The 25476-nt window shown below is 41.8% G+C and carries 21 protein-coding genes and 1 tRNA gene; 16 read left to right on the forward strand and 6 right to left on the reverse strand.

Features of this window, described 5'->3' with window-relative positions; genetic code table 11:
• Positions 1–825: 825 nt before the first annotated feature.
• The 5 genes from E7Z59_RS04640 (at position 826) to E7Z59_RS04660 (ending at position 5155) form a co-directional block, all read left to right on the forward strand.
• Positions 826–1683, forward strand: coding sequence for a hypothetical protein (locus tag E7Z59_RS04640; RefSeq protein ID WP_136335109.1), 858 nt, complete (start codon positions 826–828; stop codon positions 1681–1683).
• Between the two features lie 163 nt (positions 1684–1846).
• A complete protein-coding gene (locus E7Z59_RS04645) occupies positions 1847–2731 on the forward strand; it encodes a hypothetical protein (RefSeq protein WP_136335110.1) in 885 nt (294 codons plus the stop codon).
• 79 nt (positions 2732–2810) lie between these two features.
• Positions 2811–3707: a restriction endonuclease gene (locus E7Z59_RS04650; protein ID WP_136335111.1), complete on the forward strand. Its 897-nt coding sequence runs from the start codon at positions 2811–2813 to the stop codon at positions 3705–3707.
• 51 nt (positions 3708–3758) lie between these two features.
• Positions 3759–4790 (forward strand): HNH endonuclease family protein, encoded by a 1032-nt coding sequence (locus E7Z59_RS04655; RefSeq protein ID WP_136335112.1) that lies wholly within the window; start codon positions 3759–3761, stop codon positions 4788–4790.
• Entirely contained in the window at positions 4790–5155 is a 366-nt protein-coding gene (locus E7Z59_RS04660; protein WP_136335113.1) for an HIT family protein, read from the forward strand. The genes E7Z59_RS04655 and E7Z59_RS04660 overlap by 1 nt, the downstream gene beginning before the upstream one ends.
• A gap of 227 nt (positions 5156–5382) precedes the next feature.
• Here the strand turns inward: E7Z59_RS04660 and E7Z59_RS04665 are convergent, their stop codons facing one another.
• On the reverse strand, positions 5383–5718 hold the full coding sequence (locus E7Z59_RS04665) for a hypothetical protein (protein WP_136335114.1): 336 nt from the start codon (positions 5716–5718) through the stop codon (positions 5383–5385).
• Positions 5719–6445: 727 nt separating this feature from the next.
• On the opposite strand from E7Z59_RS04665, the gene E7Z59_RS04670 reads away from it, so the two are divergent.
• The gene (locus tag E7Z59_RS04670; RefSeq protein ID WP_136335115.1) at positions 6446–8143 is read left to right on the forward strand and encodes an ATP-dependent nuclease; all 1698 of its coding nucleotides are present in this window, start codon (positions 6446–6448) and stop codon (positions 8141–8143) included.
• A 154-nt stretch (positions 8144–8297) separates the two neighbouring features.
• Here E7Z59_RS04670 and E7Z59_RS04675 read toward each other — a convergent pair whose 3' ends face one another.
• The 3 genes from E7Z59_RS04675 to E7Z59_RS04685 form a co-directional block, all read right to left on the reverse strand.
• On the reverse strand, positions 8298–9533 hold the full coding sequence (locus tag E7Z59_RS04675; protein WP_136335116.1) for a site-specific integrase: 1236 nt from the start codon (positions 9531–9533) through the stop codon (positions 8298–8300).
• A gap of 240 nt (positions 9534–9773) precedes the next feature.
• A tRNA-Leu gene (locus E7Z59_RS04680) sits at positions 9774–9855 on the reverse strand.
• Between the two features lies 1 nt (position 9856).
• Positions 9857–10102 carry a GIY-YIG nuclease family protein gene (locus E7Z59_RS04685; RefSeq protein WP_136335117.1) on the reverse strand — a complete coding sequence of 82 codons (246 nt, stop codon included), beginning with the start codon at positions 10100–10102 and terminating at the stop codon, positions 9857–9859.
• A 222-nt stretch (positions 10103–10324) separates the two neighbouring features.
• Here E7Z59_RS04685 and E7Z59_RS04690 point away from each other — a divergent pair, with 222 nt between their 5' ends.
• The 3 genes from E7Z59_RS04690 (at position 10325) to pth (ending at position 12586) form a co-directional block, all read left to right on the forward strand.
• Positions 10325–11266: a ribose-phosphate pyrophosphokinase gene (locus E7Z59_RS04690; protein ID WP_136335118.1), complete on the forward strand. Its 942-nt coding sequence runs from the start codon at positions 10325–10327 to the stop codon at positions 11264–11266.
• A 23-nt stretch (positions 11267–11289) separates the two neighbouring features.
• On the forward strand, positions 11290–11892 hold the full coding sequence (locus tag E7Z59_RS04695) for a 50S ribosomal protein L25/general stress protein Ctc (RefSeq protein WP_136335119.1): 603 nt from the start codon (positions 11290–11292) through the stop codon (positions 11890–11892).
• 70 nt (positions 11893–11962) lie between these two features.
• Positions 11963–12586, forward strand: a complete 624-nt coding sequence (pth, locus tag E7Z59_RS04700; protein WP_242015612.1) for an aminoacyl-tRNA hydrolase — start codon at positions 11963–11965, stop codon at positions 12584–12586.
• On the opposite strand, the gene E7Z59_RS04705 is transcribed toward pth, so the two are convergent.
• Together E7Z59_RS04705 and E7Z59_RS04710 are read right to left on the reverse strand one after the other, a co-directional pair.
• Positions 12587–13288, reverse strand: coding sequence for a fibronectin type III domain-containing protein (locus tag E7Z59_RS04705; RefSeq protein ID WP_136335120.1), 702 nt, complete (start codon positions 13286–13288; stop codon positions 12587–12589).
• Positions 13285–17100 carry a reprolysin-like metallopeptidase gene (locus E7Z59_RS04710; protein WP_136335121.1) on the reverse strand — a complete coding sequence of 1272 codons (3816 nt, stop codon included), beginning with the start codon at positions 17098–17100 and terminating at the stop codon, positions 13285–13287. Before E7Z59_RS04710 ends, E7Z59_RS04705 begins: the two co-directional genes overlap by 4 nt.
• Before the next feature lie 144 nt (positions 17101–17244).
• On the opposite strand from E7Z59_RS04710, the gene E7Z59_RS04715 reads away from it, so the two are divergent.
• The 7 genes from E7Z59_RS04715 to mgtE all read left to right on the forward strand — a co-directional run bounded on the left by E7Z59_RS04715 (position 17245) and on the right by mgtE (position 25394).
• On the forward strand, positions 17245–18180 hold the full coding sequence (locus E7Z59_RS04715; RefSeq protein ID WP_136335122.1) for a bifunctional riboflavin kinase/FAD synthetase: 936 nt from the start codon (positions 17245–17247) through the stop codon (positions 18178–18180).
• The gene (locus E7Z59_RS04720; RefSeq protein WP_136335123.1) at positions 18173–19495 is read left to right on the forward strand and encodes an HTTM domain-containing protein; all 1323 of its coding nucleotides are present in this window, start codon (positions 18173–18175) and stop codon (positions 19493–19495) included. The genes E7Z59_RS04715 and E7Z59_RS04720 overlap by 8 nt, the downstream gene beginning before the upstream one ends.
• Positions 19496–19582: 87 nt before the next feature.
• Positions 19583–20854 (forward strand): serine--tRNA ligase, encoded by a 1272-nt coding sequence (gene serS, locus E7Z59_RS04725; protein ID WP_136335124.1) that lies wholly within the window; start codon positions 19583–19585, stop codon positions 20852–20854.
• 121 nt (positions 20855–20975) lie between these two features.
• The gene (locus E7Z59_RS04730; RefSeq protein WP_136335125.1) at positions 20976–22766 is read left to right on the forward strand and encodes a tetratricopeptide repeat protein; all 1791 of its coding nucleotides are present in this window, start codon (positions 20976–20978) and stop codon (positions 22764–22766) included.
• Between the two features lie 31 nt (positions 22767–22797).
• On the forward strand, positions 22798–23109 hold the full coding sequence (locus tag E7Z59_RS04735; RefSeq protein WP_136335126.1) for a DUF4286 family protein: 312 nt from the start codon (positions 22798–22800) through the stop codon (positions 23107–23109).
• A gap of 1 nt (position 23110) precedes the next feature.
• Positions 23111–23965 carry a 16S rRNA (adenine(1518)-N(6)/adenine(1519)-N(6))-dimethyltransferase RsmA gene (rsmA, locus tag E7Z59_RS04740; protein ID WP_136335127.1) on the forward strand — a complete coding sequence of 285 codons (855 nt, stop codon included), beginning with the start codon at positions 23111–23113 and terminating at the stop codon, positions 23963–23965.
• A gap of 70 nt (positions 23966–24035) precedes the next feature.
• Entirely contained in the window at positions 24036–25394 is a 1359-nt protein-coding gene (mgtE, locus tag E7Z59_RS04745; RefSeq protein WP_136335128.1) for a magnesium transporter, read from the forward strand.
• Positions 25395–25476 lie beyond the last annotated feature (82 nt).

Consider the following 25476-nt stretch of genomic DNA (forward strand, 5'->3'; position numbering starts at 1 on the left):
AACTCGTCCCCTGTGGCGGGAGTTAGCTCCCTTCGGTCGCTGGATTCCCTTAACGTCATTCTGAGAATACAAAGCCAAGCCCCTTCGGGTCTTACTTTTTTGTTTCCATCCTGCCTTTCAAAAGCAAGCTTTTGACGCCCGTCTGGAAACAAAAAAGCCAGGACTTTCGTCCTGGCTTTGTATTCATCTGTACTCGAGGTGGGAGTAGTTTGAAGGGGCTTCTTCCTAGTGTTTATAGATCTTTCCAGAGGTTGTTTTTGGAGTGCCACCGAATGCGAAACTTTTAACAAAGTTTAACTTCCTGGCGTTTGAATCCTGCTGCGATTTGGATGGATTTTCTATTAACTAAAACAAAATATGGGATCCCCGCCCTAGTTAGGGCGGGGTGGCTCAGGGTGCAACCCTGAGACGGGGAGGGTTGTTGCATAGATGATGCTTTCAACCCCCTTTCCATTCCCGAATTTGCTATGTATGCCCTCGCGCCGGCTGGCACCTGCGCTAAAAAGGTCCACGGGACCTTTTTTTAACGCTTGGTCCCCCCATATCTTCCATAACTAACCTATGCAATGTTTGGGATAAAATTGTGGTAAAAACGCTAATTCACATGTTCATGATGCAACATGCGATTTCTTCAGTAATGATAGGGGCTAAGGGGAATTATGGATAAAAGCAACGAGCTTCAGCGCGTTGCCCTCTTGCTATTCCCCTTTTATTTCATTCAACATTCATAAATATGGTTAGTCACATTTAAACCATTTTTATTTTAGTTAAATTCAAGAGATTATTGCATTAAAATACATTTAGCTAAAATGCCTGAACTTTAATATGTTTGAAATATTCAGTAACCGTGAATGGGCCATTTTTTTATGGATTTCCATTTTTCTAGCCTACTACATAACCAAACAAGGGGTGCGAAAATCTATGAAGAGGTTGATAAATGTTTTCTTTAGTGAAGGCATAATCGATATCGTCTTTTTTATTATTCTTTATTTTGAAATTATAATTCTTGGATTAACTCTTATTGAATTTTGGGAAATATACCTTTTAAAAGATACTTTACTATTTGTAGCTTTTATCGCCTTTCCCCTAGCAATGAAACTTAGCTCCATAAATGATGAAGATCAATACCTGTATTCAATCTTGCAAAATAGCTTTAAAGGAATAATAATCATTGAATTTATTGCGAATGTTTATAGCTTTTCATTGTTGGTTGAACTCATTCTAATTCCAGTTATGACCATTATAGCATTTACTACATTATTGACACAAGAGAAGGAAAAAAATAAAGATCTTAAAAGGTTTCTAAATAGCTTGACTTTTATTTTCTCACTAATAATATTAGGCTATACGATGTTTAATATACTGCAAGGATTTAATGAATTCGCTAGTTTAAAAACATTGAAAAGTTTCTTACTGCCAATAATCCTAACATTATCATTTATACCGTTTTTATATTTCCTAAGTCTTTGGTCACTTTATCAAATAATGCTTATTCGCATTGGAATCAGGATAAAAAACAAAAAAGATAGAAAACATCTTAAACGAAAATTGTTCTATTCTTTTAAATTCAACAGGAAAAAATTAAGACGATTTAGAAATGAACTAAGCTTTAAACCAATTTTAAATAAGGATGATATAAATGCAACAATAGAGAACTTTTTAAAGAAAGAAAAAGCACTGTAGCTTTCATTGGCTATGCTTCATAGCTAGTTTATTACCTCAAAAAATAATAAATTCAAGAGCCTGGAAGGCTTTCAATCTTTGTCGGGTGAATTATCAATACTGCTCGCTACGAATAATAGCCCGACTAGTATAGAAAAAATTTAAACCATGAACAAACATCAACATGGCTAGGAAAGTTTATTATAGTAAGCCACTCAAATATTTTTGGGAGCATCTTTATCGAACACAAAAGAATTACACCCCAGAATATACGGATGATCAAATATTTGAAATAATAAGAAATAATATTTTGAATAAGCCAGCAGCAGCTTTTGAGACAGCGGCATCAAAACAATTGATTGTTTCAGGGTGGGAAATGTGGAGGATGGACGCTAAAGGTGAACTTCTTCATGTATTTTTTGTTGACAGAGACCTACAGGATTTCCTTGAAAACACGACTTTATCGGATTTAGAAGGTATTAAAGACTTCCTCCTGGAACAGGGCCATAACCGAAGTGTATTTCATTTATATTCAAATAAACAGAGTAAACACATAGTATTTCAATTTGCTTTACATATTCCATATGAATCTGAGGGATATGCTTTTTCTATAAGTGTAGAAGAAGATGGCAGCATAGAACTGTACTACTCCAGAGCAGAAAATGGAGGGCGTATGTCTGATAAGTTCTATAAAGACGTCAACAATAAAAATGACGAAATCTCATTAACACACTCCAAAATGTTTCGTCTGGCAATTAATACAATCACTTACATGAGTTGCTTCCCCGAATGTGTGGCTGATGGAGTTCCAAAGAATTTGTTAGAACGAAGTGAAAATTTGTCGGCAAGGAATTTTTCGTTGCAATTATCGGATAAGGTCAAGGAAATAGAAGGTTCCAATCCCTCAAGAAGACCACATTTCAGGAAAGGTCATTTTAGACACCTTCGATCTAAAAAATTTGTGAATAAACAGGGACAGGTGGTATTTGTATCTGAAACTATGGTTAAGGCTAAGGCAAAGACAGTATCAACTTCACCTGAGATAGATAGATTTGGAAAATCCGAGTGAAAGTTCAAAGGATTAGTTTAAGCAAAATCGCCTCCCACGAGTCATAGCCAATCATTGAAAGAAAAAAGTAAAGAATCTTATGGAGCTACCAAAATATCATGAAACCTTTATCCCGATTTTAGAAATTCTAAATACGGTAGAGTCTATTAAAAGTCGTGACCTGGCTTCCAGGGTTCGTGATGAGTATTATGCATACTTACCAAAAGAGTTGTTATCTCAAAAAACTAGCTCCGGTGCTAACGTCCTTATAGATAGAATACTTTGGGGTAAGTCATATTTGAAAATGGCAAAATTTGTTTCATATCCTAAAAGAGGAATGGTGCAAATAACCGAAAAAGGCAAAAATAAGCTGCACAAAGGTAGTTTACCCTTGGAAGAAGTTCAAAATGACCCGGATTTCATCAGTCATCGGAATGCGGTTAAAAGTGAAAAAGAATCGGAGATTGAAATTGATTCAATTAAAGTCGAGAATGCTTCTCCACAAGATTTAATCGACTCAGGATTTTCGACGATAGAAACGGAGGTGAAGACGGAATTGCTTGAAAAGCTTAAGGAGATAGATCCTTATTACTTTGAAAAGGTAATCCTGATCCTACTGAAAAAAATGGGCTATGGTGACTTCATTGAAACTTCCAAGTCAGGTGATGGTGGGGTTGATGGAATAATAAATGAAGACAAATTAGGGTTAGAAAAAATCTATACCCAAGCAAAGCGTTATAATGAAAACAAGGTCCGAGAGAAAGACATCAGGAACTTCATTGGTGCTATGAGTGGTGATACAAGTAAAGGGGTGTTTATAACTACATCTACATTTGACGATTCAGCTATTAAAAAGGCAAGGGAAGCCCATCACTCAATTATTTTAATTGATGGTGCTAAACTGGTTGATTTAATGCATCAATATAATGTTGGGGTACAGGTGAAAACTGTTTATGAAGTTAAGGAACTTGACAACGACTTTTTCGAAGAAAACTAACTGTGCATAATGCTATGCCTTATTACGGGTGTAGTGCTTTATTAAAGGCAAATGACTGAATTCCAAATAAACGATCCTAGTTTAGAATCTCAATGGAGGGCATTAATTCTATTTGGGAAAAATTCAGCGACCTATAAATTCGCTTTCGCGAAAAGTCTTTTAGAATTGATTGAAAAAGAGACTACTTCCATCTCCTTAGAAGAATTAGCCAGGCCATTTTCCCGAAACATAACAGAACACCTAAAGCTTAGCGATAAACAAGGTAATTCCAGCTCAAGTAAGTTTTTAAACTTTTGCAGGAATTATAACAATGGGATTATTGATGAAGCTCAATTATTAAAACAGACTGAAAAGTTAGGCTTTGTAAACGTAGTTGACGCCTTTCAGAACGTGAATGGCGGACAAATTCCAAACTTATTTTATGAAAAGGATTATTCTAAAGGGGATAAGCGAATCGTAATTACAGACGACCTGCTAAGACTTAAGGAAAGTTTTCACTTTCAAAACTTTGAAAACGAAACGGAAGCAAGGTGGAAATTAGTCGAAACTGCCTGGAATTTACAGATCAATCCCAACCTTCTCGAAGTGAAGTATGACGAAGCCGCTTCGCTCTTCTTTCTCGAAAATGATTTCATGAGAAGAGTAGATATCACCTCTGTTAGAGATTCTCTCAATGGATACCAAAAGGGCAAATGCTTCTACAGCTTTATGGACATTTCAATAATCCAGGGGAGCCCAGATATATGTCATGTGGATCACTTTCTACCTCATGTAAATAAGCAATTTCATGCAGATGCCGGGGCAAACATCAATGGTGTTTGGAATTTGGTTTTGGCGCATTCATCTATGAATAGCACTAAGGAGAAGGGTGCGAAAGTTCCGGATCGTAAATTTCTGAAAAGGTTATTCAACCGCAATGAGTTTTATATAAGCAGTAAACATCCGTTAGCTGAAACGATCATCAATCAGACTGGCAAATCAAAAGAGGTAAGGCGTGCCTTTTTAGAAAAACAATATAATATAGCACTGGAAAATTCCATCGTAACCTGGACGCCCAGTGAAGAACTTCAAGGAACATTTTAATGAGCGTATTTTTAACTATACCAGAAGACAAAAGGATCTATTCAGGGAAGCATTTCTTTTTGATCTATGACGGATACCCGGTATCTCCCGGACATATTCTAATCATTTCTAAAGAAGAGAAGCTAGATTATTTCTCGTTAAACAAAGAGGAGCAGAATGAGCTAACCTCCCTGATACAAGAGGCAAAGAGGATAATAGAAAAGGATCATAAACCGGACGGCTATAACATCGGGATGAATTGTGGTGAGGCAGCAGGTCAAACCGTTATGCATTTTCATTGTCATGTAATTCCCAGGTTCTTGGGAGATATGGAGAATCCAAGAGGGGGCATTAGGCATTGTATAAAAGGCAAAGGGTATTATTAAAGGGGGGTCATGCTATTTGATCTATTCAAATGCTTACATTTCTATAAGAATTAGAATATTTAATTTTAAGGCTATTACCAGAAAAGGAAAATTGCCCCTGCATTTCGGTTGCCGTCTCCGCCCCAACTGATGGTAGCAGGTACGTCAAAGGCCAAAAGGTCCGCCACTGGCCCTAATTATGCCTGCGGTTAGCCGGACCGTTGTAACTCATTTTTAGAAAATACAAACTAATCGAACCTTCTTAATTGCTCAGAAATAAGTTTTCTAACATTAAAATACTCTTCTTCTAAATACACCTTATTTGCTTCAATTTTTGCAATTGAAATTTGTTCAAATTTCACGTATTTATCTTCTATTTTAAAACTAGCTCCTTCGAATTTACAGAAAGATTTCTCTCTAATCCTTGTTGCAATGGTAGAATACGATTGAATTGTGGCTTTATCAAATTGATTATAGATTTCCTTAAGGTTTGTGAAATATCCATTAAATCTTTTTAATTTTTTAATAGAGAATGTTTCTGGTCCTTCATTTAAAGAAACTCCCTTAACTATATAAATCTTCATAGCAATTATTTGTCAACAATTTTTGTAATATAACTATATATTATAGCATATTTTAACAGATATCATTATTAATATATCAGGATAACCCAAAATTTCTATTAGAATATAACTATATATTACAAAATCACGTTGATAACTATTCGACCAACAAGGTGGTTGTCAGCTAGTTATAAAATATTTTTACGTCAGTATTATTTGGGTAATATGGCTAAAAAAGGTAACATAGGAAAGTATATAAGTCTGCACAAAAAGGAGTTAGCGAAATGGGAGGTCAAAGTAAGATACTTGACTTTATTTATATTTTCGTGTTTTCTGATATTTTACATCCTCCATTTAAGAGAGGCTAATTGGAAAATTAATCAATTAGTTCTGCCCCCAATAAACCCATATAAGTACTCAGTTTTATCCCCTATCATATTTTATCTCATTTTTGCAGTTAAACAGTTTAATTACCACAAAAAACAATTAGATCTTTATAGAATTAAAAACCTTGAATCGGATAAATAAATATGATCTTAAATGTAAAACTTGTTGCAACTTCGGTTATACCCAAAGCTACTTTCCTGTAAGAATTAGACTATTTTCTTTATATTCATCAGCATTAATAACTAATGCTCTCGTACTTGTTGCCATAGCCCTTGCGAGAGGCAACGGCCAGTGTCACCTTACAAGGCCAGATACCCACGTCTGTGCATTGCCATACTGGTAGAAAACAGTTGATAGACCTATGAAAATTAAAAGTTTAGAATTAAAAAATGAGCAAAGAATTGAATTGGGTAAAATCTCGGTACTTGTTGGTGCAAACAATGTAGGTAAATCCCAAACTTTAAGAGATATTCAAGGGAGAATGCAAGAGGGTTTGGCGAGTAAATTTGTTTTACTAGAGCATATTAATTTTGAAAAACCAGATAGTTTCGATGATTTATTATCCGCTTTGAAAGTATCTGACAGTCCACGACACATAGGCAATAAAATAATCGTTGGAATTAATAAGAATCTAACTGAACAAGATAGTTTTGAATTGAATTATGATCATTCAAAAAATAGATTTGAACAGGAAGAAAACTTGGACTGGATTCTTGGAAATATTGCAAAGTTCAAAGTATCTCATTTAGATTCCTCGACCAGATTAAATTTAATTAAAACAACACACTCATTTAATCCAGATTCAGAAGACCCTACTAATATTCTTCAAAATCTTTTTCTAAATAAGAAAAATGAGGAACTATTGAGACTTGCTTTCAATGAAGCCTTTAGTATGCAAATTATGCTTGATTATAGTGGTTTAAAGGATTTTTGCTTAAGGGTTGCCAAAGAGTTTCCAGAAATACCTGAAGACCCACGCAAGGCTTATTTGATTACAAAAGACTTTAATAAGATAGATAATCAAGGTGATGGTTTTAGAAGTTTTGTTGGCATTGTATTGAGCTTGCTATTTTCAAAAGATAGAATTGTATTATTAGACGAGCCAGAGGCATTCCTACACCCAGCTCAAGCTCGTTATTTGGGCAAGTGGATTGCAGATAATTCAGATAAACTTTCTGGACAACTTATTGTTTCTACACACAATTCCAACTTTTTAAGTGGACTACTGCAAAGTGATAAATTAGTAGATATATATAGACTAAATAGAGTGGATGATGTTACAACATTCCAGTTAATTCCACCAGATGCAACTGAAAATTTATCAAAATCGCCAATGCTGTCTAGTCAAAGAGTTCTTGAAGCTATTTTCCACAAAGCCGTAATTGTCTGTGAAGCTGATGCTGATAGAATTGTTTATCAGACTGTTTCTGCCCTACATCATAATAATCAAGAAATTCTTTTTGTCTATTCTCATAATAAGCAAACCCTTAAAGATGTTGCCTCTTTACTTATTGCTACGAAAATTCCAGTAGGAGTTATTTCCGATATCGATATTTTGAATGATGAAACTGATTTTAAAAATCTTTATGAAGCCGTAACTAAATCAGTAACACCACCTGATTTACTTGCTTCTAGAAAGGAAATTGCTGAATCAGTTGATAATTCTTCTGAAGAAAAAGCATTAGAAAACTTAAAAGAAAATATCGCAGAATTCTATCAACAGTTAAATGATAATGAACATTCTTTTGGAGGGGCTAGAGGAGCATTAAATCGGATTAGAAAAGCAACTTCAAAATGGAGCTTACCAAAAAAAAATGGGGTTGAGGGTTTCAGTGAAGAAATAAAACCAAAAGTGAATCAAATAATAGAGGAGCTCAATGAAAAGAATATTTTTATTTTACCAGTTGGCGAATTAGAAGGTTGGATGGAATTGGGAACAAGTAGAAAAAATAAATGGATAGTACTAGCTTTGAATGAGATTTTTGATAAAAAGACATCTAAAGAATTAGTTGAATTTGTTGCCATGATTCTTAAAAATGTAATAAAAAACGTTGCCTAATTCTGTATATAAAGCATAATTAAAACTTCCTTTCATCTCGTTTACAGGCCCTCAAACCAGGCTAGGTAAACGAGCTATTTTATACTTCCCTTTTCAGGAAACCATCCAAACAAGCCAAACATAAAAGGGTGAAAAATTAATAGGGAAAGAAGGGTTATTTGATAGCGGAGTTATTTTGGTCCAGTTGCTTCAATTTTTCTTTGAGCAGACCCACGTCTTCTCCCAACTTTCGGTCGATGATCTTGGCGTAATGCTGGGTGGTTTTGATGGATCGGTGACCTAGCATCTTACTTACCGATTCAATAGGTACGCCATTCGCCAGGGTTACCGTGGTGGCAAACGTATGACGGGCCATGTGAAAGGTAAGGTCTTTGGTGATGCCGCAGAGCACAGCGATCTCCTTTAAAAAGGCATTCGTCTTTTGATTGCTGGAATAGGGTAGGAGGGCGTTGTTAGGGTATTCCTGTTCATTGTATTTCTCAATGATTTCCTGGGCCATTTCCAGTAAGGGGATGTTACTAATCGTTCCTGTTTTGGTTCGCTTCACCCTTAGCCATTGATCACCATCAATACCCAGAACAATATCGTCCGGGGTAAGTTTGCAGACATCGCTATAGGAGAGTCCGGTATAGCAGGAGAAAATAAACAGATCCCTTACCTGTTCCAGGCGCTTGTACCTTAATTCCTTTTGGATGATACTCACCAATTCTTTGCGGGTTAAAAACTCCCTTTCCTTTTGTTGAAGCCTCACCTTAAAGTTGTAAAAGGGATCCTGGTCGATCCATCCGTTACCATAGCATATCCGGACGATCTTTTTAAAGTATGCCAGGTATTTCATTGCCGAGTTATGTGCCAGGTGTTTCTCTGTTTTTAAGTAGTATATAAACGCATTGATAAAGGTGGTTTGAATGCGTTTGACATTGATGTCTTCAGCGTCGTAATTGGCCTGAATGAAGTCACTAAGATGGCTCTTGGTGGTCTTATAGCGCTGAAGGGTGCGGAAGGAGAATTCTTTGCCTACCAGTTTCTCCATCTTCTGATTGTGAACTTCTAAAACGTCAAGGATGTACCTGTGGGTCTCTTCAATACCGAGATATCTGTTCTTGATCCTTTTAGCTGTGATCTCCTCTTCCCGGTCTAATAATTCCTGATAGGTGATAAATACATGCTTTCTGATAATATCCAGATGGTGGTTTACATGTTTTGCCTCTGCTGAATGTCCCATCACCTTATTGGCCTTTGCATTCCATCTTTTGAGATTTGCAGAGAGGAAGGTGCTGGCTTCTGCACGCATGCCATTGTAGGTGATGCGTAAATAGATCATCCCTTTTTCCGGGTCTTTAAGCCTGTTTTTTCTGATGTAGAACAATATGGAAAGCAGATCTTGCATAAAAAAGTGCCTGATTTCTAATTAAAGATAGACGAAAAGAATCTTAAAATAAAACGGGAGTGCCTTTGTTTTCAAGGGTTTGCGTTTAATTCGGTGGCGCAAGATCTGCGCTGATGATAGTCACCGAATTAGACACCTTTCAAGTGATATTTTTTGATATCAAATGAAATCAGTAAAAAAGAAAAACCCCGTAAACACTGGTGTTTTACGGGGTTTTGATGTGAATTGGAATTTTAAAAGTACTCGAGGTGGGAATCGAACCCACACTCCCGAAAGAACTGGATTTTGAATCCAGCGCGTCTACCAATTCCGCCACTCGAGCATTATGTTTGATCTCGGAGAGATCTTAATTTTTCTTTTCCAATTCCAGACTTCCAATATTTTTCACGAATTCTGGCCTCTTTTCTGTCCTTGCAAACTTCGTGATAAATTAGTTTAAAAGGAAGATAATGTCTGGTTGTTTTTTCCCTTCCTTTATTATGTCGCCGAATTCGTTCTTCAATATCCTTCGTTTGACCAACATAAATATAGTTGTGTTCCAAACTTGATATGGCGTAAACGTAAATCATTTTGAATCCAGCGCGCCTGCCTGTCGGCAGACAGGTCTACCAATTCCGACCTGCCTGCCGACAGGCAGGCACTCGAGCATTGAGAGTGCAAAACTATAAAATATTTTTATTTGCAAAACTAAAATTACCAAGATTTATCCTTTACCACTACGAATAAATTTCTAAATTTGCACCCTGTTTAAAACAACACAACATTAACGAACTACTAAACAGAACATTAAGATGCCATATTCAGTACCGGATCCAAAGATTTTTGCCTGTACCCAGAGTGAGAAACTCGGGCGAAAAATAGCCAAGGCTTTTGGGCAGGAATTAGGAAATGTAAAGTTTTCAAGGTATAGCGATGGGGAGTTTCAACCCTCATTTGAAGAGTCGGTGCGCGGTGCCCGTGTGTTTATCATAGGGTCTACCCACCCCAGCTCTGACAACCTCATGGAAATGTTACTGATGTTGGATGCAGCGAAAAGAGCTTCAGCACGTCATATTACTGCCGTGATGCCTTATTTCGGATGGGCGCGTCAGGACAGAAAAGACAAGCCAAGGGTTCCGATAGGGGCCAAGATGATCGCTAAAATATTAGAGGCGGCAGGAGCCACCCGTATTATTACGATGGACCTGCATGCCGATCAGATTCAAGGGTTCTTTGAAAGACCGGTCGACCATTTGTTTGCGTCTACCATCTTTTTGCCTTATCTGGAAAGCCTGAAGCTGGAGAACCTTACGGTAGCTTCACCCGATATGGGAGGTTCGAAAAGGGCCTATGCCTACTCGAAATTCCTGGGTAGTGAGGTAGTGATCTGTTACAAGCAGCGTAAGCAGGCCAATGTGATTGACCATATGGAGCTTATCGGGGAAGTAAAAGGACGTCATGTGGTATTGGTTGACGATATGGTAGATACTGCCGGAACCCTGACCAAGGCAGCCGACCTGATGATGGAGCGGGGTGCGCTCAGCGTAAGAGCAATTACCACCCATGCCATCCTTTCAGGAAATGCCTATGAGCGTATCGAAAACTCAAAGCTTACCGAGCTTATCGTTACCGATTCGATCCCGCTTAAACAGGAAAGTGAAAAGATCAAAGTACTTACATGTGCCAATCTTTTTGCTGATGTGATGCACAGGGTGCACCACAATACTTCGATCGCCTCGAAGTTTTTAATGTAGAATATTAATTTAATTTATATATAATGAAGTCTATCACTATTGAAGGATCTCAAAGAGAAAGCGTGGGCAAAGCAGCGACTAAAGCCTTACGTAATGCTGGAAAGGTTCCTTGCGTGCTTTACGGAGGGGATAAGCCACTGCACTTTTCAGCAGATGAAATTGCATTTAAAGATTTGGTTTACACTCCAAATGCACACACTGTGGTGATCAAGTTGGAGGATGGTAAGGAGCAAAATGCGATCTTACAGGATATTCAATTCCACCCTGTATCTGACGAAATCCTGCACATCGACTTCTACAGATTGTTCGAAGACAAAGAAGTTACTATCGACATTCCTGTTAGAAAGAAAGGAAACTCTCCGGGGGTTATTGCCGGTGGGGTTTTACGTATGAACCAGCGTAAACTGAAGGTAAAGGCACTTCCTGCCAACCTTCCTGATTTTATCGATGCAGACGTATCTGAGCTTCAGATCGGTAACAAACTTTATGTTACAGCTATTTCTCAGGAGAACTTTAAGATCATGCACCCGGACAACACGGTTGTATGTCAGGTAAGAATCTCACGTGCGGCTATGAAAGCTGCTCAGGAAGCTGCCAAAGCAGAAAAAGAAGCTGCGAAGAAGTAATTTCTTTAAAGTCTCAAATAAAAGCACCCCTGAATTGGGGTGCTTTTTTATTTTTGTTAAAAAACTACCTATGTTCAACGCCCTTTTAGAGCGCTTGGGAATTATTAAAAAAGAAAGCGAGCCTGATATGAAAAAGTTTTTGATCGCCGGATTGGGAAATATCGGAGCTAAGTATGAAGAAACCCGTCATAATATAGGGTTTAAGGTGCTCGATGCCCTGGCTGAAGAAGAGGGGGTGAGTTTTGAGACCAGGAAATTAGGCGATATGGCCAGCTTCAGGTATAAAGGACGCACCTTTATCTTGCTTAAACCAAGTACCTACATGAACCTTTCCGGAAAAGCCATTCTTTATTGGATGCAGATGGAAAAGATAGCGCCGGAGAATCTGTTGGTGATCACTGATGATATCAACCTTCCTTTTGGTGCCATTCGTCTCAAAGGAAAAGGGAGCGATGGCGGACATAATGGATTGAAAGATATTCAGGCCAAGCTGAACACCACCAAATACAACCGGTTTCGTTTTGGGGTCGGGTCTGATTTTTTTAAAGGACGACAGGTCGATTATGTTCTTGGCGAATGGACCCCTGAGGAGGCTGATGTCTTGAAGGAGCGACTGAAACGCAGCGCTGCCCTGGTGCGATCCTTCGGTACAGCCGGAATGGCCAATACCATGAATACTTTTAATAACACCTGATCAATTGGCGGTTGCAAATTGAGATACCTCAGACGTTGAGCGGTTACCCGATTCATCGGTGGTGATGATTCTCCAGTAATAGGTGGTTCCAGGCTGCAATGCATTGACCATTAATGATTCTGCCGGACCATTACCTCCAATATTGGTCACCGGGGGGTCCTGGGTATCGAAAAGCACCTCATAGGCAGCGATATCGTTATCTACATCGGCGCCTTCCCATCTTAGTTCCAGGCTTCCCGAAGCATCCAGGTTTACTGTAGCACCCGATTTAGGATATATCAGGTCTGCCGGAAAAGGGGCATATGAAGTGACGCCGTCTCCTGCATTAAAGAATTTCCAGGTAGCACTTTCGGGAGAGCTGGTGGTTTCAGAATTTGCTCTTACACTCCATGCATAGGGTGTTCCTCTTATCAGTGTAACGGGAAAAGAGGTTGAAGTGGTCGATTCTGTAATGGTAACTCCTGAATTCAGATTTCTTATGGTCAGGGTATAACCTGAGGCACCGGAAGATGCTTCCCAGCGGAACTGAATAGTGGATATATTGGGACTTTGTGCGCTTACTTCGCCTTCAAGGCATTCGCTGTTATTCTCAGGAAATACCAGCCGGGGTGACTCGGGCGGACCGGCAGGACTCTCATCCCCTCCACAGGAAAACAGGCTTAAAACCAATGCTAAAAGAAATATATATCCCGTTGTTCTCATTGTTTTATCAGTTTGATCTTTTTATGGGTGTTGCCACCCTTCACTTCAAGAATATAGATGCCTCCCGACAAGAATGACATGTCTGAATCTGAGCGGCCGGAATCATTCGTGGTTACTTCTCCCTGCCAGATGCGTTGCCCGGTAACCGCATAGATGGCGAGATCAAGTTTAGTGTTTCGTTCCGCAGTTTGAAGTTGCAGACTGTTGTTAACCGGGTTGGGGTAAACTCTGAACAGGTCTCCTACCACAAACTCCTTGGTGAACACGCCCTGACACCCTTTGGTTGTGCTGACTTTTAAAGAATTCAGCCCGTCATTCAGGGTAAGGGTGATTTTGTTTTCAGTTGTTGAAGTTGTTACGCCGTTGAGCTCGATGAAATAAAGGGATGCTCCGTTGAGGTCCAGCTCAAGAGTTCTGTTCTCCAAATCTGGCTTTGACAATACTGAGAGGGGTTGTGGTTCCTGTATGGAGATCTCGAAACACTGCCGATATTCAGGCTGCCCTTCTACGGTAAAACAGAGCTCATAATTCCCTGCAGACAGCCCTTCAAAATTCGTAGAGGTAGTGAAGCTGCTGCTTAAGTTTGTGGAGGTACCCGTAAGTGTGGCAGTATAATTCAGGTTTTCTTCTGTATTGATCTCGATCAGGCCATCTTCATTGTTTATACAACTCTCTCCTTCTGTTCTTATCAGGTAGTTAGAGGCTGCTAAAGAGAACTGGGGGCAGCCGGTAATGTCAACCTTGGTTCCCGGGGGAGTGTTATCACAGGCATCATTGATGTCAAGAACACCGTCTCCGTCTGAATCATTCTCAAAATTACCGTTCACGAAAATGTCAAGGCTAAAATTGTTGATCGACCCACCATCAAGATCAAACCCATCAATAACGGTCAGGGTCCACGTTCCCAGGATAGGTTCTCCTTTAAATGCTGAAAGCGGGTCGCGGGGTTTTATAATACCCCCCACGGCCGGGTTGTTACCACAGCTGAGATCATTGCCTTCGTCATCAAAGATCGCATCGATGTTGTCATTCTCTCCGCAGGGCAGGTTTAACAGGGTGACGTTACGACCATTTGGCGAGGTCAGGGTTACCGTCAGGTCTTGCACATAGGTATGTGAGATATTAACCCCTACCCTTAATTTGTTGAGATCGCCTTCCTGGTTGATCAAAATACTGGAAGAAACTATAGGAGTTCCGTTTTCTGAGATCTCGATCACCTCATTGTTTTCAAATTGCGCACTATTTATCGCTATGGTCGTAAAATTGAACACATTTGTATAAGCTCCTTGTCCGCAGTCGTTTTCAGGCCGTACTCTCCAGTAGTATTGGGTGCTGCCTTCAAGATTTTCAGGCAGGTAAACGGGATTGCTCACGTCGGCTGCTTCAATAATGTTTGTAAAACCTGCGTCGGTAGCAATTTCAACCCTGTATCCTATCGTATTTGGAATGGGGGTCCAGATAAGCTCAGTTTCTACCAAAAGGTTGGTTGCATTATTGGCTGGAGAGTTCAGGGTGATAGTTTCAAAGCTGCTGTCAAATACATTAACAGTAATGGGGTATTCTTTTACCTGGCCACCTGAGGCCGTAGCTACCAGGGTAAAACCATTAGCCCCTGCTGCGGCATTAGCTGTACCGCTTACTGTGGCAACCACTGCCGTTTCATCAGAATTGGCCGTTGGGGTATTAAAGTCAATGGCCAGTCCGGGGCTGGGGTTCGCCACCGAAAAGGTGGTAGTCTCATTAAAACCTGCAAAGGCGCGATAGGTAAAGGGAATAAGCAGGTTGTCAGGTTGGCAGGCACTGTATTCCAGGGTACTCAATTCAAGAGCGAATTCAGATTGTCGTACTTCTAAGGGAGCCTTGTTGATGGCAAAAAAGATGTTGTCTGAACCTCTTACCATGATCCGCGCATTGCTGGTGGTTATTCCGGCAGGAATCACCACTTCCTGGCTTCCGTCATTGGGTGTTTTTTCTTCTATGACCACCGGATTGTCGAAATCACCGTCAACAATAAGGTAGATGTCAACCGCATTGGTGTTGATGGGTTCCATATTGGTTTCTCCTACCTCCCAGGTAATGGTTTGTACTTCACTGGCTTCGAGTATGGTCGATTCATTTAAAGAAGTGACCCTGAAAGGGGTAGCTGTTTTAAAAACTTCGATCCTTGTATCGGCCCTGGCTCCTTGTCCACCTACAGCGTTATTATCTCTTACCATGATAGAGAAATTAAGTTCTCTTGATACGGTAGGAATAGGTTCCCAGGTGGGTGCCAGGTTATTGGAAACATTGGTTGCCAGCAGTGCTTCGGGATTCGGAAAGAACCGGTTCGGACTTTCGCTGGGTGGTCGGGAACGAAATACCGGACCTTCACTTGCATTGGGCAGGGGAGGATGGGTGGTGATCTCATTGTCTTGCTGCTCCCAGCTATAGGTCAAAATATCACCGTCGGGGTCTGTGGCGGTAGCCTCCAAAACGAAAGCAGTTCCTGCAGGAATAACATATTCCATGGGTTCGGCCAATACAGGAGGTGCATTTGCCAGGGTGGAAACAGCGCCGCATTGACTATTGCCTATGGTGATGTTCGTCCAGATCTGTTCTATGCTGATGGCGTGGAAATATTCGTCACTTTGGCCCACAACATTGGGAGGACATATCCCGGAATAGGCCATAATGGTCGATCCGCTGCCGGGTTCTACAGCCGTAATATCAGTTCGGTTTCCTGAGCAGGAGTTGTTAAAGGTATGGGTGGCTCCAAACTGATGGCCCATTTCATGGGCTACAAAATCAATTTCAAACGTACGTCCTTCCGGCCTGGCCAGCCCGGTTACCCCTTTGGCTTTATTTGAAGTACAGGGAGAGGCTACCTGGGCGATTCCTCCTCCTCCGGTACTGAATACATGTCCTATATCGTAACTGCTGGAACCTACGGCACTGTTTATTACAGTGGTGATTTCATCGAGTAATGTAGGCCCATCACTATTGGTCAGGCCGTCGGTTTGAGGGTCAAGAAATATAAGCTCATCATTATTGGATATGATCTCCATGGTGATCGAAAGATCGTTTTCAAAGATCCCGTTTACCCGAGTCATCGTCGTATTCATAGCCGCGAGAACCGCTGCTTTTTTTTCTGCGTCTGTACCACCGGTTACCCCGGCTTCCGAAATATGATAGTTTGCATATTCTCCTGTGCAGGCAAGTGCCAGCCGGAAGGTTCTCAGGGTGACATCGTTTAACAGACGTTGTTGTACCTGCGATTTTCGGGAAGCCTCCTTCACAATCTTGTCTTCCGTCAAACAGTTGAAGTCGGAAGGAGATAGTTGTGATTTTGAAGCCACTAAAATCCGGTCACTTCCGTAACTCTCAGGATCCAGGTACCAGGATCGTCCGGATTCTCTGATCATCCCGTGAAAGCCTGATGGGTCAATGGTAAAGTAGATCTTCCTGGCCGGATTTTCTGCAGAAATACCGGTATAAGAGACCACCCCCGGATATTTGGCGGTTAATTCAGGAGCTATAACCCTGGTTTTGCTCACCACATAGGTTTCTGTTTTTCCTTCCGGGGTCGGAAAATTCATGAGAACCCCGTCCTTGTTAAAAACCCCTGATTTGATATTTCTGACCGGGGTTTGCTTCAGCGTATTTGTAAAACGATCGGTATTGAGTCTGAAACTGTTTACCGTGACTCCCTGCCTGAGGGTGGGATGTGCCGTCAGATCGCTGCTTTGTTGCCAGAAATTCTCATGCTGGGCATAGAAAAATTGTAAACTTAAAACAAGGGTAGTAAGTATAGTAAGGTGTAATTTCTTTTTCATTCTGCATCGGTGTACGGTAAATTTAATAAAAATACCTTGGCGTAAAAGAGGCAATTCTTCACCCTCTCGTTGAAATAGTTATTTTTTCGGTTTATAATTTGTTAATTTGTGGTAGCTACCATGTTTTATTAAAAGAGCTTTTAAGTGATCGTAAAGCGTAACCTTTTTGAGATTAAAGACAACCATCATACGGTGGTAACTATCGGGACTTTTGACGGGGTACATGTGGGGCACCGGAAGATCATTCGAAAATTGGTAGCCAATGCCAAGGCCAATAATCTCAGGTCGACCATACTTACCTTTTTTCCTCATCCCAGAATGGTATTGCAGCAGGCCAGTGATCTGAAACTTCTTAATACCCTTGATGAGAAAAAGGAAATTCTTGCAGCAACGGGCTTAGAGCAGCTCATTATTCATCCTTTTACCAAAGAGTTTTCGCGCATGACGGCTGAGGAATACGTAAAAGATGTGCTGGTAGGGGCTCTTCAGGCTAAAAAAGTGATCATCGGATACGATCATCGTTTTGGCAGAAACCGCACAGCCACTATTGAGGATCTGAAAGTTTACGGAGAACGATACGGGTTTGATGTTGAGCAGATCTCTGTAGAAGAGGTTGACGAGGTGTCTGTGAGTTCTACGAAGATAAGGAAGGCGTTAGCGGTTGGAGATATTGAGACGGCCAACCAATACCTGGGGTATAGTTATATGTTGTCAGGGATTATAACACGAGGGAAAGGGCTGGGAAGGCAGTTGGAGTTTCCAACAGCAAACCTGCATATCGAAGAGCCTTATAAACTGGTGCCTGAAAACGGGGTGTATGTCGTGAAGAGCCGGCTGGGCGATCGCGAAGTTTTTGGGATGATGAATATAGGGTATAATCCAACGGTAGATGGAAAGCAAAAATCCATTGAAGTACATTTCTTTGACTTTGACGAAGACCTGTATGAAAAGCCGGTGAGGGTGTCCTTACTGCATCGTCTGCGCAATGAGACAAGGTTTGATTCGCTTGATGAATTAAAACAACAATTGCGTAAGGATAAAGAACGCTCTCTGGCCTACATTGCTCAATATTATGCTTAATACGTGGTTATTTAAACGCATAGATAACAGTGCCCTGATCGTTTTTCGTATTTTTTTTGGTCTGCTGATCTTTCTGGAGTCAGTGGGCGCTATTTTTACAGGATGGGTTAAGCGCACCCTTATCGACCCTGATTTCACCTTTAATTTTATCGGATTTGATTTCCTGCAACCCCTGCCCGGAAATGGCATGTATATTTATTTCGCAGTGATGGGGCTTGCCGGCTTCCTGGTAATGCTGGGATACCGATACCGGTTGAGTATGCTGGTGTTTACGCTCATGTGGTGCGGGGTGTACCTGATGCAGAAGGCCAGTTATAATAATCACTATTACCTGCTGATGCTGCTTTGCTTTATCATGCTTATACTTCCCGTACACAGGTATGCCTCTCTTGATGTGAAAAGAGATCCAACACTTAAGAGGTTATGGATGCCCAGGTGGTGTGCCTGGCTGATCATTATCCAGGTTTGGATCGTGTATACTTACGCCTCTGTTGCCAAGTGGTACCCTGACTGGCTTGATCTGACCTTTGCAGCCAACCTGATGAAATCGCGAGCCCATTTTCCTGTAGTTGGAGAAGTTTTACAGCAAACATGGGTGCATGCTGCCATTGCTTACACCGGCATATTTTATGACCTCCTTATAGTGCCTCTTTTGTTATGGAAGCCTACCCGTAAGTTTGCATTTTTGGTTTCTGTCTTTTTTCATCTTTTCAATTCCTTTGTGCTTCATATCGGGATCTTCCCGTATTTGGCCCTGGCCTTTACCCTGTTCTTTTTTGAACCGGAAACCATAAGAAAGATCTTCCTGAAAAGGAAGCCGGCCTACACAGCCGGAGAAGTGGTGTTGCCCAATTACAGGCCCTGGTTGCTTGGGGTTGGGGGTGTATACTTGTTGGTGCAGCTTCTTTTGCCTTTGAGACATTGGGCAATACCTGGTGATGTGTTATGGACCGAAGAAGGTCATCGGTTAAGCTGGAGGATGATGTTGAGAAGTAAATCGGGGTACATTACTTTCCGGGTAAAGGATAAGGAAACGGGAATAGAATACAAGATAGAGCCAAAAGACTATCTTTCAAGGAAACAGCAGGGCATTATTGTAAGTAAGCCTGATGTGATCTGGCAATTTGCCCAACACCTCAAAGAGAAGTATGCAGCCCAGGGGAGGGATGTTGAAGTATATGTGAGCCGGAGTGGGGTTAGTGTTAACGGCAGGCCATATCAGCCATTTGTTGACCCTGAAACCGATCTTGCGGCCTCGTCCTGGTATTGGTGGAAACATCAACCCTGGATCCTGCCCTTTAAAAAAGAAGAATAGATTTCCTAAAATGGCATATTGCCATTAAATTTGTGGTCTTAATTCAGGCCCGCCTGGGCCTGGTCAATTTTTAAATCCCTTTAATTTATGCTTCAGGTACAATTTATAAGAGACCATAAAGAAGAAGTGATCAGCAAGCTGGCCAAAAGAAATTTGGAAGTGTCTGAACTGATCGAGCAGGTATTGCAACTGGATGAAGAGCGTCGGGCTACCCAAACCCAACTTGACGCCACCCTGGCCGAATCCAATAAATTGTCTAAGGAGATAGGGATGCTTTTCAAGTCAGGGAAGGCAGCAGAGGCGAATGAGGTTAAAAAGAAAACCGCCGGTTTAAAAGAAGAATCTAAAGAACTTGGAGAACGGTTAAATGAGGTGTCGGCTCAACTTACCGAATTGCTTTATACCCTGCCTAATGTTCCTCATGAATCTGTTCCGGAAGGGACTACAGATGAAGATAATGAAGTGGTCTTCGAAGAAGGCTCTGTGCCAGAGTTAGCAGAAGGGGCATTGCCACACTGGGAACTGGCAAAGAAATATGACATCATTGATTTTGACCTGGGGGCTAAGATCACAGGAGCCGGTTTTCCTGTGTACAAGGGCAAAGGCGCGCGATTGCAAAGAGCCCTCATCTCTTATTTCCTGGATAAGAATACCGATGCCGGTTACCGGGAATACCAGGTGCCGCATGTAGTGAACGAGGCTTCAGGTCTGGGAACAGGTTCGTTGCCTGATAAAGAAGGACAGATGTACTATATAGGTCAGGACGATCTGTATCTGATACCCACCGCTGAGGTTCCGGTTACGAACTTTTTCAGAGATGAACTGCTTGCAGAAAAAGAACTTCCGAAGCTTTGTACGGCCTATACCCCTTGTTTCAGAAGAGAGGCGGGGAGTTATGGCGCTCATGTACGCGGTTTGAACAGGTTGCATCAATTTGATAAGGTGGAGATCGTTCGTATTGAACACCCTGATAGATCATATGAGGCGCTGGAAGGAATGGTTGATCATGTAAAAGGTATTTTAAGAGAGCTCCAGCTGCCTTATCGCATTTTGAGACTTTGCGGTGGCGATCTTACTTTTGCATCGGCCCTTACCTATGATTTTGAAGTGTTTTCTACGGCCCAGGAACGATGGTTAGAGATCAGTTCGGTTTCTAATTTTGAAACCTTTCAGGCCAACAGGATGAAACTCCGATTTAAAGATGCCGATGGCAATAAGAGTCTTGCGCATACGCTGAACGGAAGTGCTTTGGCCCTTCCAAGAGTATTGGCAGCGATCCTGGAAAATTATCAAACCCCTGAAGGTATCGTGATCCCTGAAGTGCTTAGACCCTACACCGGTTTTGATATGATCTCATAAGAGAAATAAGATATCCTCTATGATACATCAAGCCCGGGACTGCTCAGTTCCCGGGCTTTATATTTTTAAATTAACAGCAAGTTTGCAAGCTGTGAACTATCTTTGAGTAAGTGCGATAATCATGAAAAGATTTTTTCTAACCCTTTTATTCGGCTGTGTATTTCTGGCGGGTTATGCCCAGGCAGAGGATGCGCTGGCTAAGACCTATCTCGATAAAGGACAATATGAAAAGGCACTTTATTACTACGAAAAACTCTACGATGGTAACCCGTACAATATGAATTACCTCCAATCGCTGGTTAAATGTTATCAGCAGCTGGAGCAGGCAGAAAAGGCAGAAGCCCTTTTATTGATGCAGCTGGAACGTCCCAGGGTGCATCCTGCTATTTATATAGAACTGGGATACAATTACCAGTTACAGAACAAAGAAGAAGAGGCAGCCGCAGCCTATGAAAAGGCAATGCAGGCCATAGAAGAGGAGCCTTCTTATGCCTATATGGTCGGACAGGGATTTCGGTCAAAACAACTGCTGGATCAGGCTGTTACCGCATTCAGAAGGGGTATGGAGTTAAACCCTAAACTGAATTTCAACTACGATCTGGCTTATATATATGGAGAACAGGGTGATCTGGAAAAGATGTATAATACCTATCTGGATCTTATCCTGATGCGCACCAACATGAAAGAAAATATTAAACGCAATATTGGAAGGTTTCTCTTTGAAGATGGTAATGAAAAAGGTAATGAGGTATTGCGTAAGGTGTTGTTGCAAAGGGTACAGGCCGACCCCAATATTATTTGGAACGAGTTGTTGAGCTGGTTGTTTATTCAGCAGAAGCTATACAGGAATGCTTTTACGCAGGAAAAAGCGATCTATAAACGCGCCGAAGAGCCTACCCTGGACGGGATTGCCGATCTTGGGTTGATAGCGTTTAATGATGAAGATTTTGAAGTGGCACGTGATGCCTATGAATTTATGGTGGTCAATTCTGCTGATCCTTCGCTGAAGATTCAGGCACATTATTACCTGATGAAGATGGCAGTAATGGATGCCGGAAAGGATGATGAAGAAGAATTGATTGCAGAATTTGATAAGCTGCTGTCTACCTACGGTACCGAAGAGGAAACCATACCCATACAGGTGGAAAAGGCCAACTTTATGGCTTTTGTAATGAATAAGCCCGAGATGGCAGTCAAAGACCTCAGACGAATGTTGGAATTGCCTATGGACAGGTATAGCAGGGCGGCGGTAAAAATGGAGCTTGCAGATATTTTAGTCTACCAGGAGAATTTTAACCAGGCCCTGATCTATTACTCGCAAATTCAAAAGGAGCTGAAAAACGATGTGGTCGGACAGCAAGCCCGGTTCAAGGTGGCACAGACCAGTTTTTACAAAGGAGACTTTGATTGGGCAGAAGCCCAGCTTAAGGTGCTTAAATCATCGACCTCTCAGCTCATTGCCAATGATGCCTTGCAGTTGAAATTGGTGATCTCTGATAATTCTGTTCAGGATACCTTACAGCGAGCCTTGAAAAAATATGCGCGCGCCCATCTTTTGGCGTACCAGGGGCAGGATGATGCCGCTGCAGCACTGCTTGATGAGATCCTCGAGGTTCATAAGGGTGAAGCGGTGGAAGACGAAGCCCTTATGATGCAGGCCTCTCTTTTTTCAAAGAACAGGAATTGGGAAAAGGCAGTTATGAATTACAGGAAGGTTATAGAGTTTTACGCTGATGATATTTACATGGATGACGCCCTTTACAACCTTGCAGGTCTTTACCTTGATGAACTCAACCAGCCTGAAAAAGCAAAACCCTTGTTAGAACGTATTATCTTTGACCACCCTGACAGCGTTTATTTCCCGGAGGCCAGGAAGAAATTCAGAGAGCTTCGGGGAGATGCGGTCAATTAAGAAGATTTTCCAAACGGTTAAACATAAGTTTATGATTATTTATAACGTCACCATCAATGTTGAAGAAGCGGTAAAAGAAGAGTGGGTGCAATGGATGCGGGAACAGCATATACCGGATATGATAGGCACGGGTAAATTTACCGGTGCACGCATGGTCAGGGTGCTGGTAGAAGAAGAAATGGGAGGTGTCACCTATTCAGTGCAATATTATACCAGAGATAAAAATACCCTGGAGCGTTATTACCGGGAAGATGCCGAAAGGCTTCGTGCGGATGCTCTAAGGAAGTTTCCGAATAAATTCGTGGCTTTCAGGACGGAGCTGGAGGTCATAAGTGAACATTGAGATGAAAAAGAACAAAAGTTCCCGCTCACATCCTGCCCGAACCGCTGCGGAGGGTGGTAAGGTAAAACCAAAAAAGCATCTGGGTCAGCATTTTCTCAAAGATGAGAATATTGCCCGTAAGATCGCTGACACCCTGACGCTGAATGGGTATGAACGGGTTCTGGAGATCGGGCCCGGTATGGGGGTGCTTACCAAGTACTTATTGGAAAAGTCGATAGACGTGTACGCCATGGACCTGGATACAGAGTCGGTAGCTTATCTCAAAGAAGAATTTACCCCCCAATACCAGGAGCTGCCCAAACGGGAAAAAGTTTTCAAGGTGCTCGAAGAAGATTTTTTAAAATGCGACCTTGCCGGGATCTTTGGCAATGAGCCCTTTGCCATTACCGGGAATTACCCTTATAATATATCATCGCAGATCGTATTTAAGGCCCTCGAATGGCGGGAACAGGTTCCGGAGTTCACAGGAATGTTTCAGAAGGAAGTGGCTCAACGTATCTGTGAAAAGGAAGGGAGTAAAACCTATGGTATTTTATCTGTATTAACCCAGGCATTCTATAAGGCGGAGTATCTTTTTACAGTGCCTCCGGGAGTGTTTAATCCGCCTCCTAAAGTTGATTCGGGAGTATTGAGGCTGCAACGCAGGGAGAATTTTCATCTACCTTGTGATGAACGATTGTTTTTCAGGGTGGTCAAACAGGCCTTTCAGCAGCGAAGGAAGACCCTTCGAAACAGCTTAAAAACCTTAGGGGTGCCCGATAATTTAAAAGAACATACTATATTTGGTCGGCGTCCGGAATCCCTAAGTGTCGATGAGTTCATCGAACTGGTTCAGATGCTGGAGGCAGAAAAGTAACCCACGAAACCCCGTGAAACTACGCAGCAAGGTTTCACAGGGGTGAATCGTCCACAAAAAAATATTGCCAATGACTCCTTTTAAGCTTAGTGATGAACTTCTTGAAGAAATCAGAAGTCTTGTGGAATCCAAGAGCGATCAGTCGCTCCTGGAGCTCATGAGTGAATTTCACTATGCTGATATTGCGGAGATCATTGACGAGCTCAACCTGGAAGAGGGGACCTACCTGATCAAACTTCTCGATACTGAACGCACCTCTGATGTGCTTACGGAACTCGATGAAGATAAACGGGAGCAGATTTTGGAAAGGTTATCTGCCCGTGAGATCGCAGAGGAGATCGGGGAGTTGGATACCGATGATGCCGCAGATATTATTGCTGAATTACCTGAAGAGCGGGTAAGGGAGATCATCAGTCAGATCGATGACAGGCAGCATGCCCGTGATATTGTGGAGCTGCTGCGTTACGATGAGGACACTGCGGGGGGGTTGATGGCAAAAGAGCTTGTCAAAGTAAGAGAAAGCTGGAATGTACTTACCTGTGTGAAAGAGATGCGCCGACAGGCAGAAAATGTAACCCGGGTGCATTCTATCTATGTGGTTGATGACGAGGATAAATTAAAGGGACGCCTGTCTCTTAAAGACCTTTTGACAACCTCGACCAAAACGCAGATCAGCGAGGTATACATTCCAAAGGTAGATTACGTAAGGGTAGAAGATAAAGCTGAAGAGGTGGCCAGGGTTATGTCTAAATACGACCTGGAAGCCGTTCCCGTGATCGACGAGATCGGCAGGTTGGTGGGTAGAATTACCATTGATGATGTGGTGGATGTGATCAAAGAGGAAGCCGAAAAAGATTACCAGCTTGCAGCGGGTATTACCCAGGAGGTAGAGGCTGATGACAGTGTCTGGCAGCTTACCAAAGCGCGTTTACCGTGGTTGGTACTGGGCTTGTTAGGTGGTCTTGGAGCAGTGTTTATCATGGAAGGCTTTGAAGAGGTCATGTCGAATCCGAATTATCGCAGCCTTTTCTTTTATACACCTCTCATCGCAGCGATGGCCGGAAATGTAGGGGTGCAGTCTTCTGCGATCATCGTGCAGGGACTTGCCAATGATGCGGTGAAAGGTAGTTTATTGCAGCGTTTGATAAAGGAGGTGAGCCTGAGCCTGATCAATGGCGGCGCCCTCGCTTTGTTGGTGATTGCCTTCGGATTCTTGATCAATCAGCCTTTGGAGGTCAGTGCTACCATTGCCCTGTCCATGCTTGCGGTGATCGTTGTGGCCGCCCTTATCGGTACCTTTGTGCCTATCATTCTTGATAAAAGAGGGATCGACCCCGCCATCGCGACCGGACCTTTTATTACTACCAGCAATGATATTTTCGGGATCTTTCTTTTCTTTTATATCGCCAAAGTAATTTTAGGCTTTTAAACGAAGAGTTTCAGGGAGAATCACCTCATAATTACTAACTTTGAGATAAGTCCTCCGGAAGATCTTGCGTTGAACTTCTCAT

The organism is Robertkochia marina, assembly GCF_004799345.1.
GTDB lineage: Bacteria > Bacteroidota > Bacteroidia > Flavobacteriales > Flavobacteriaceae > Robertkochia > Robertkochia marina.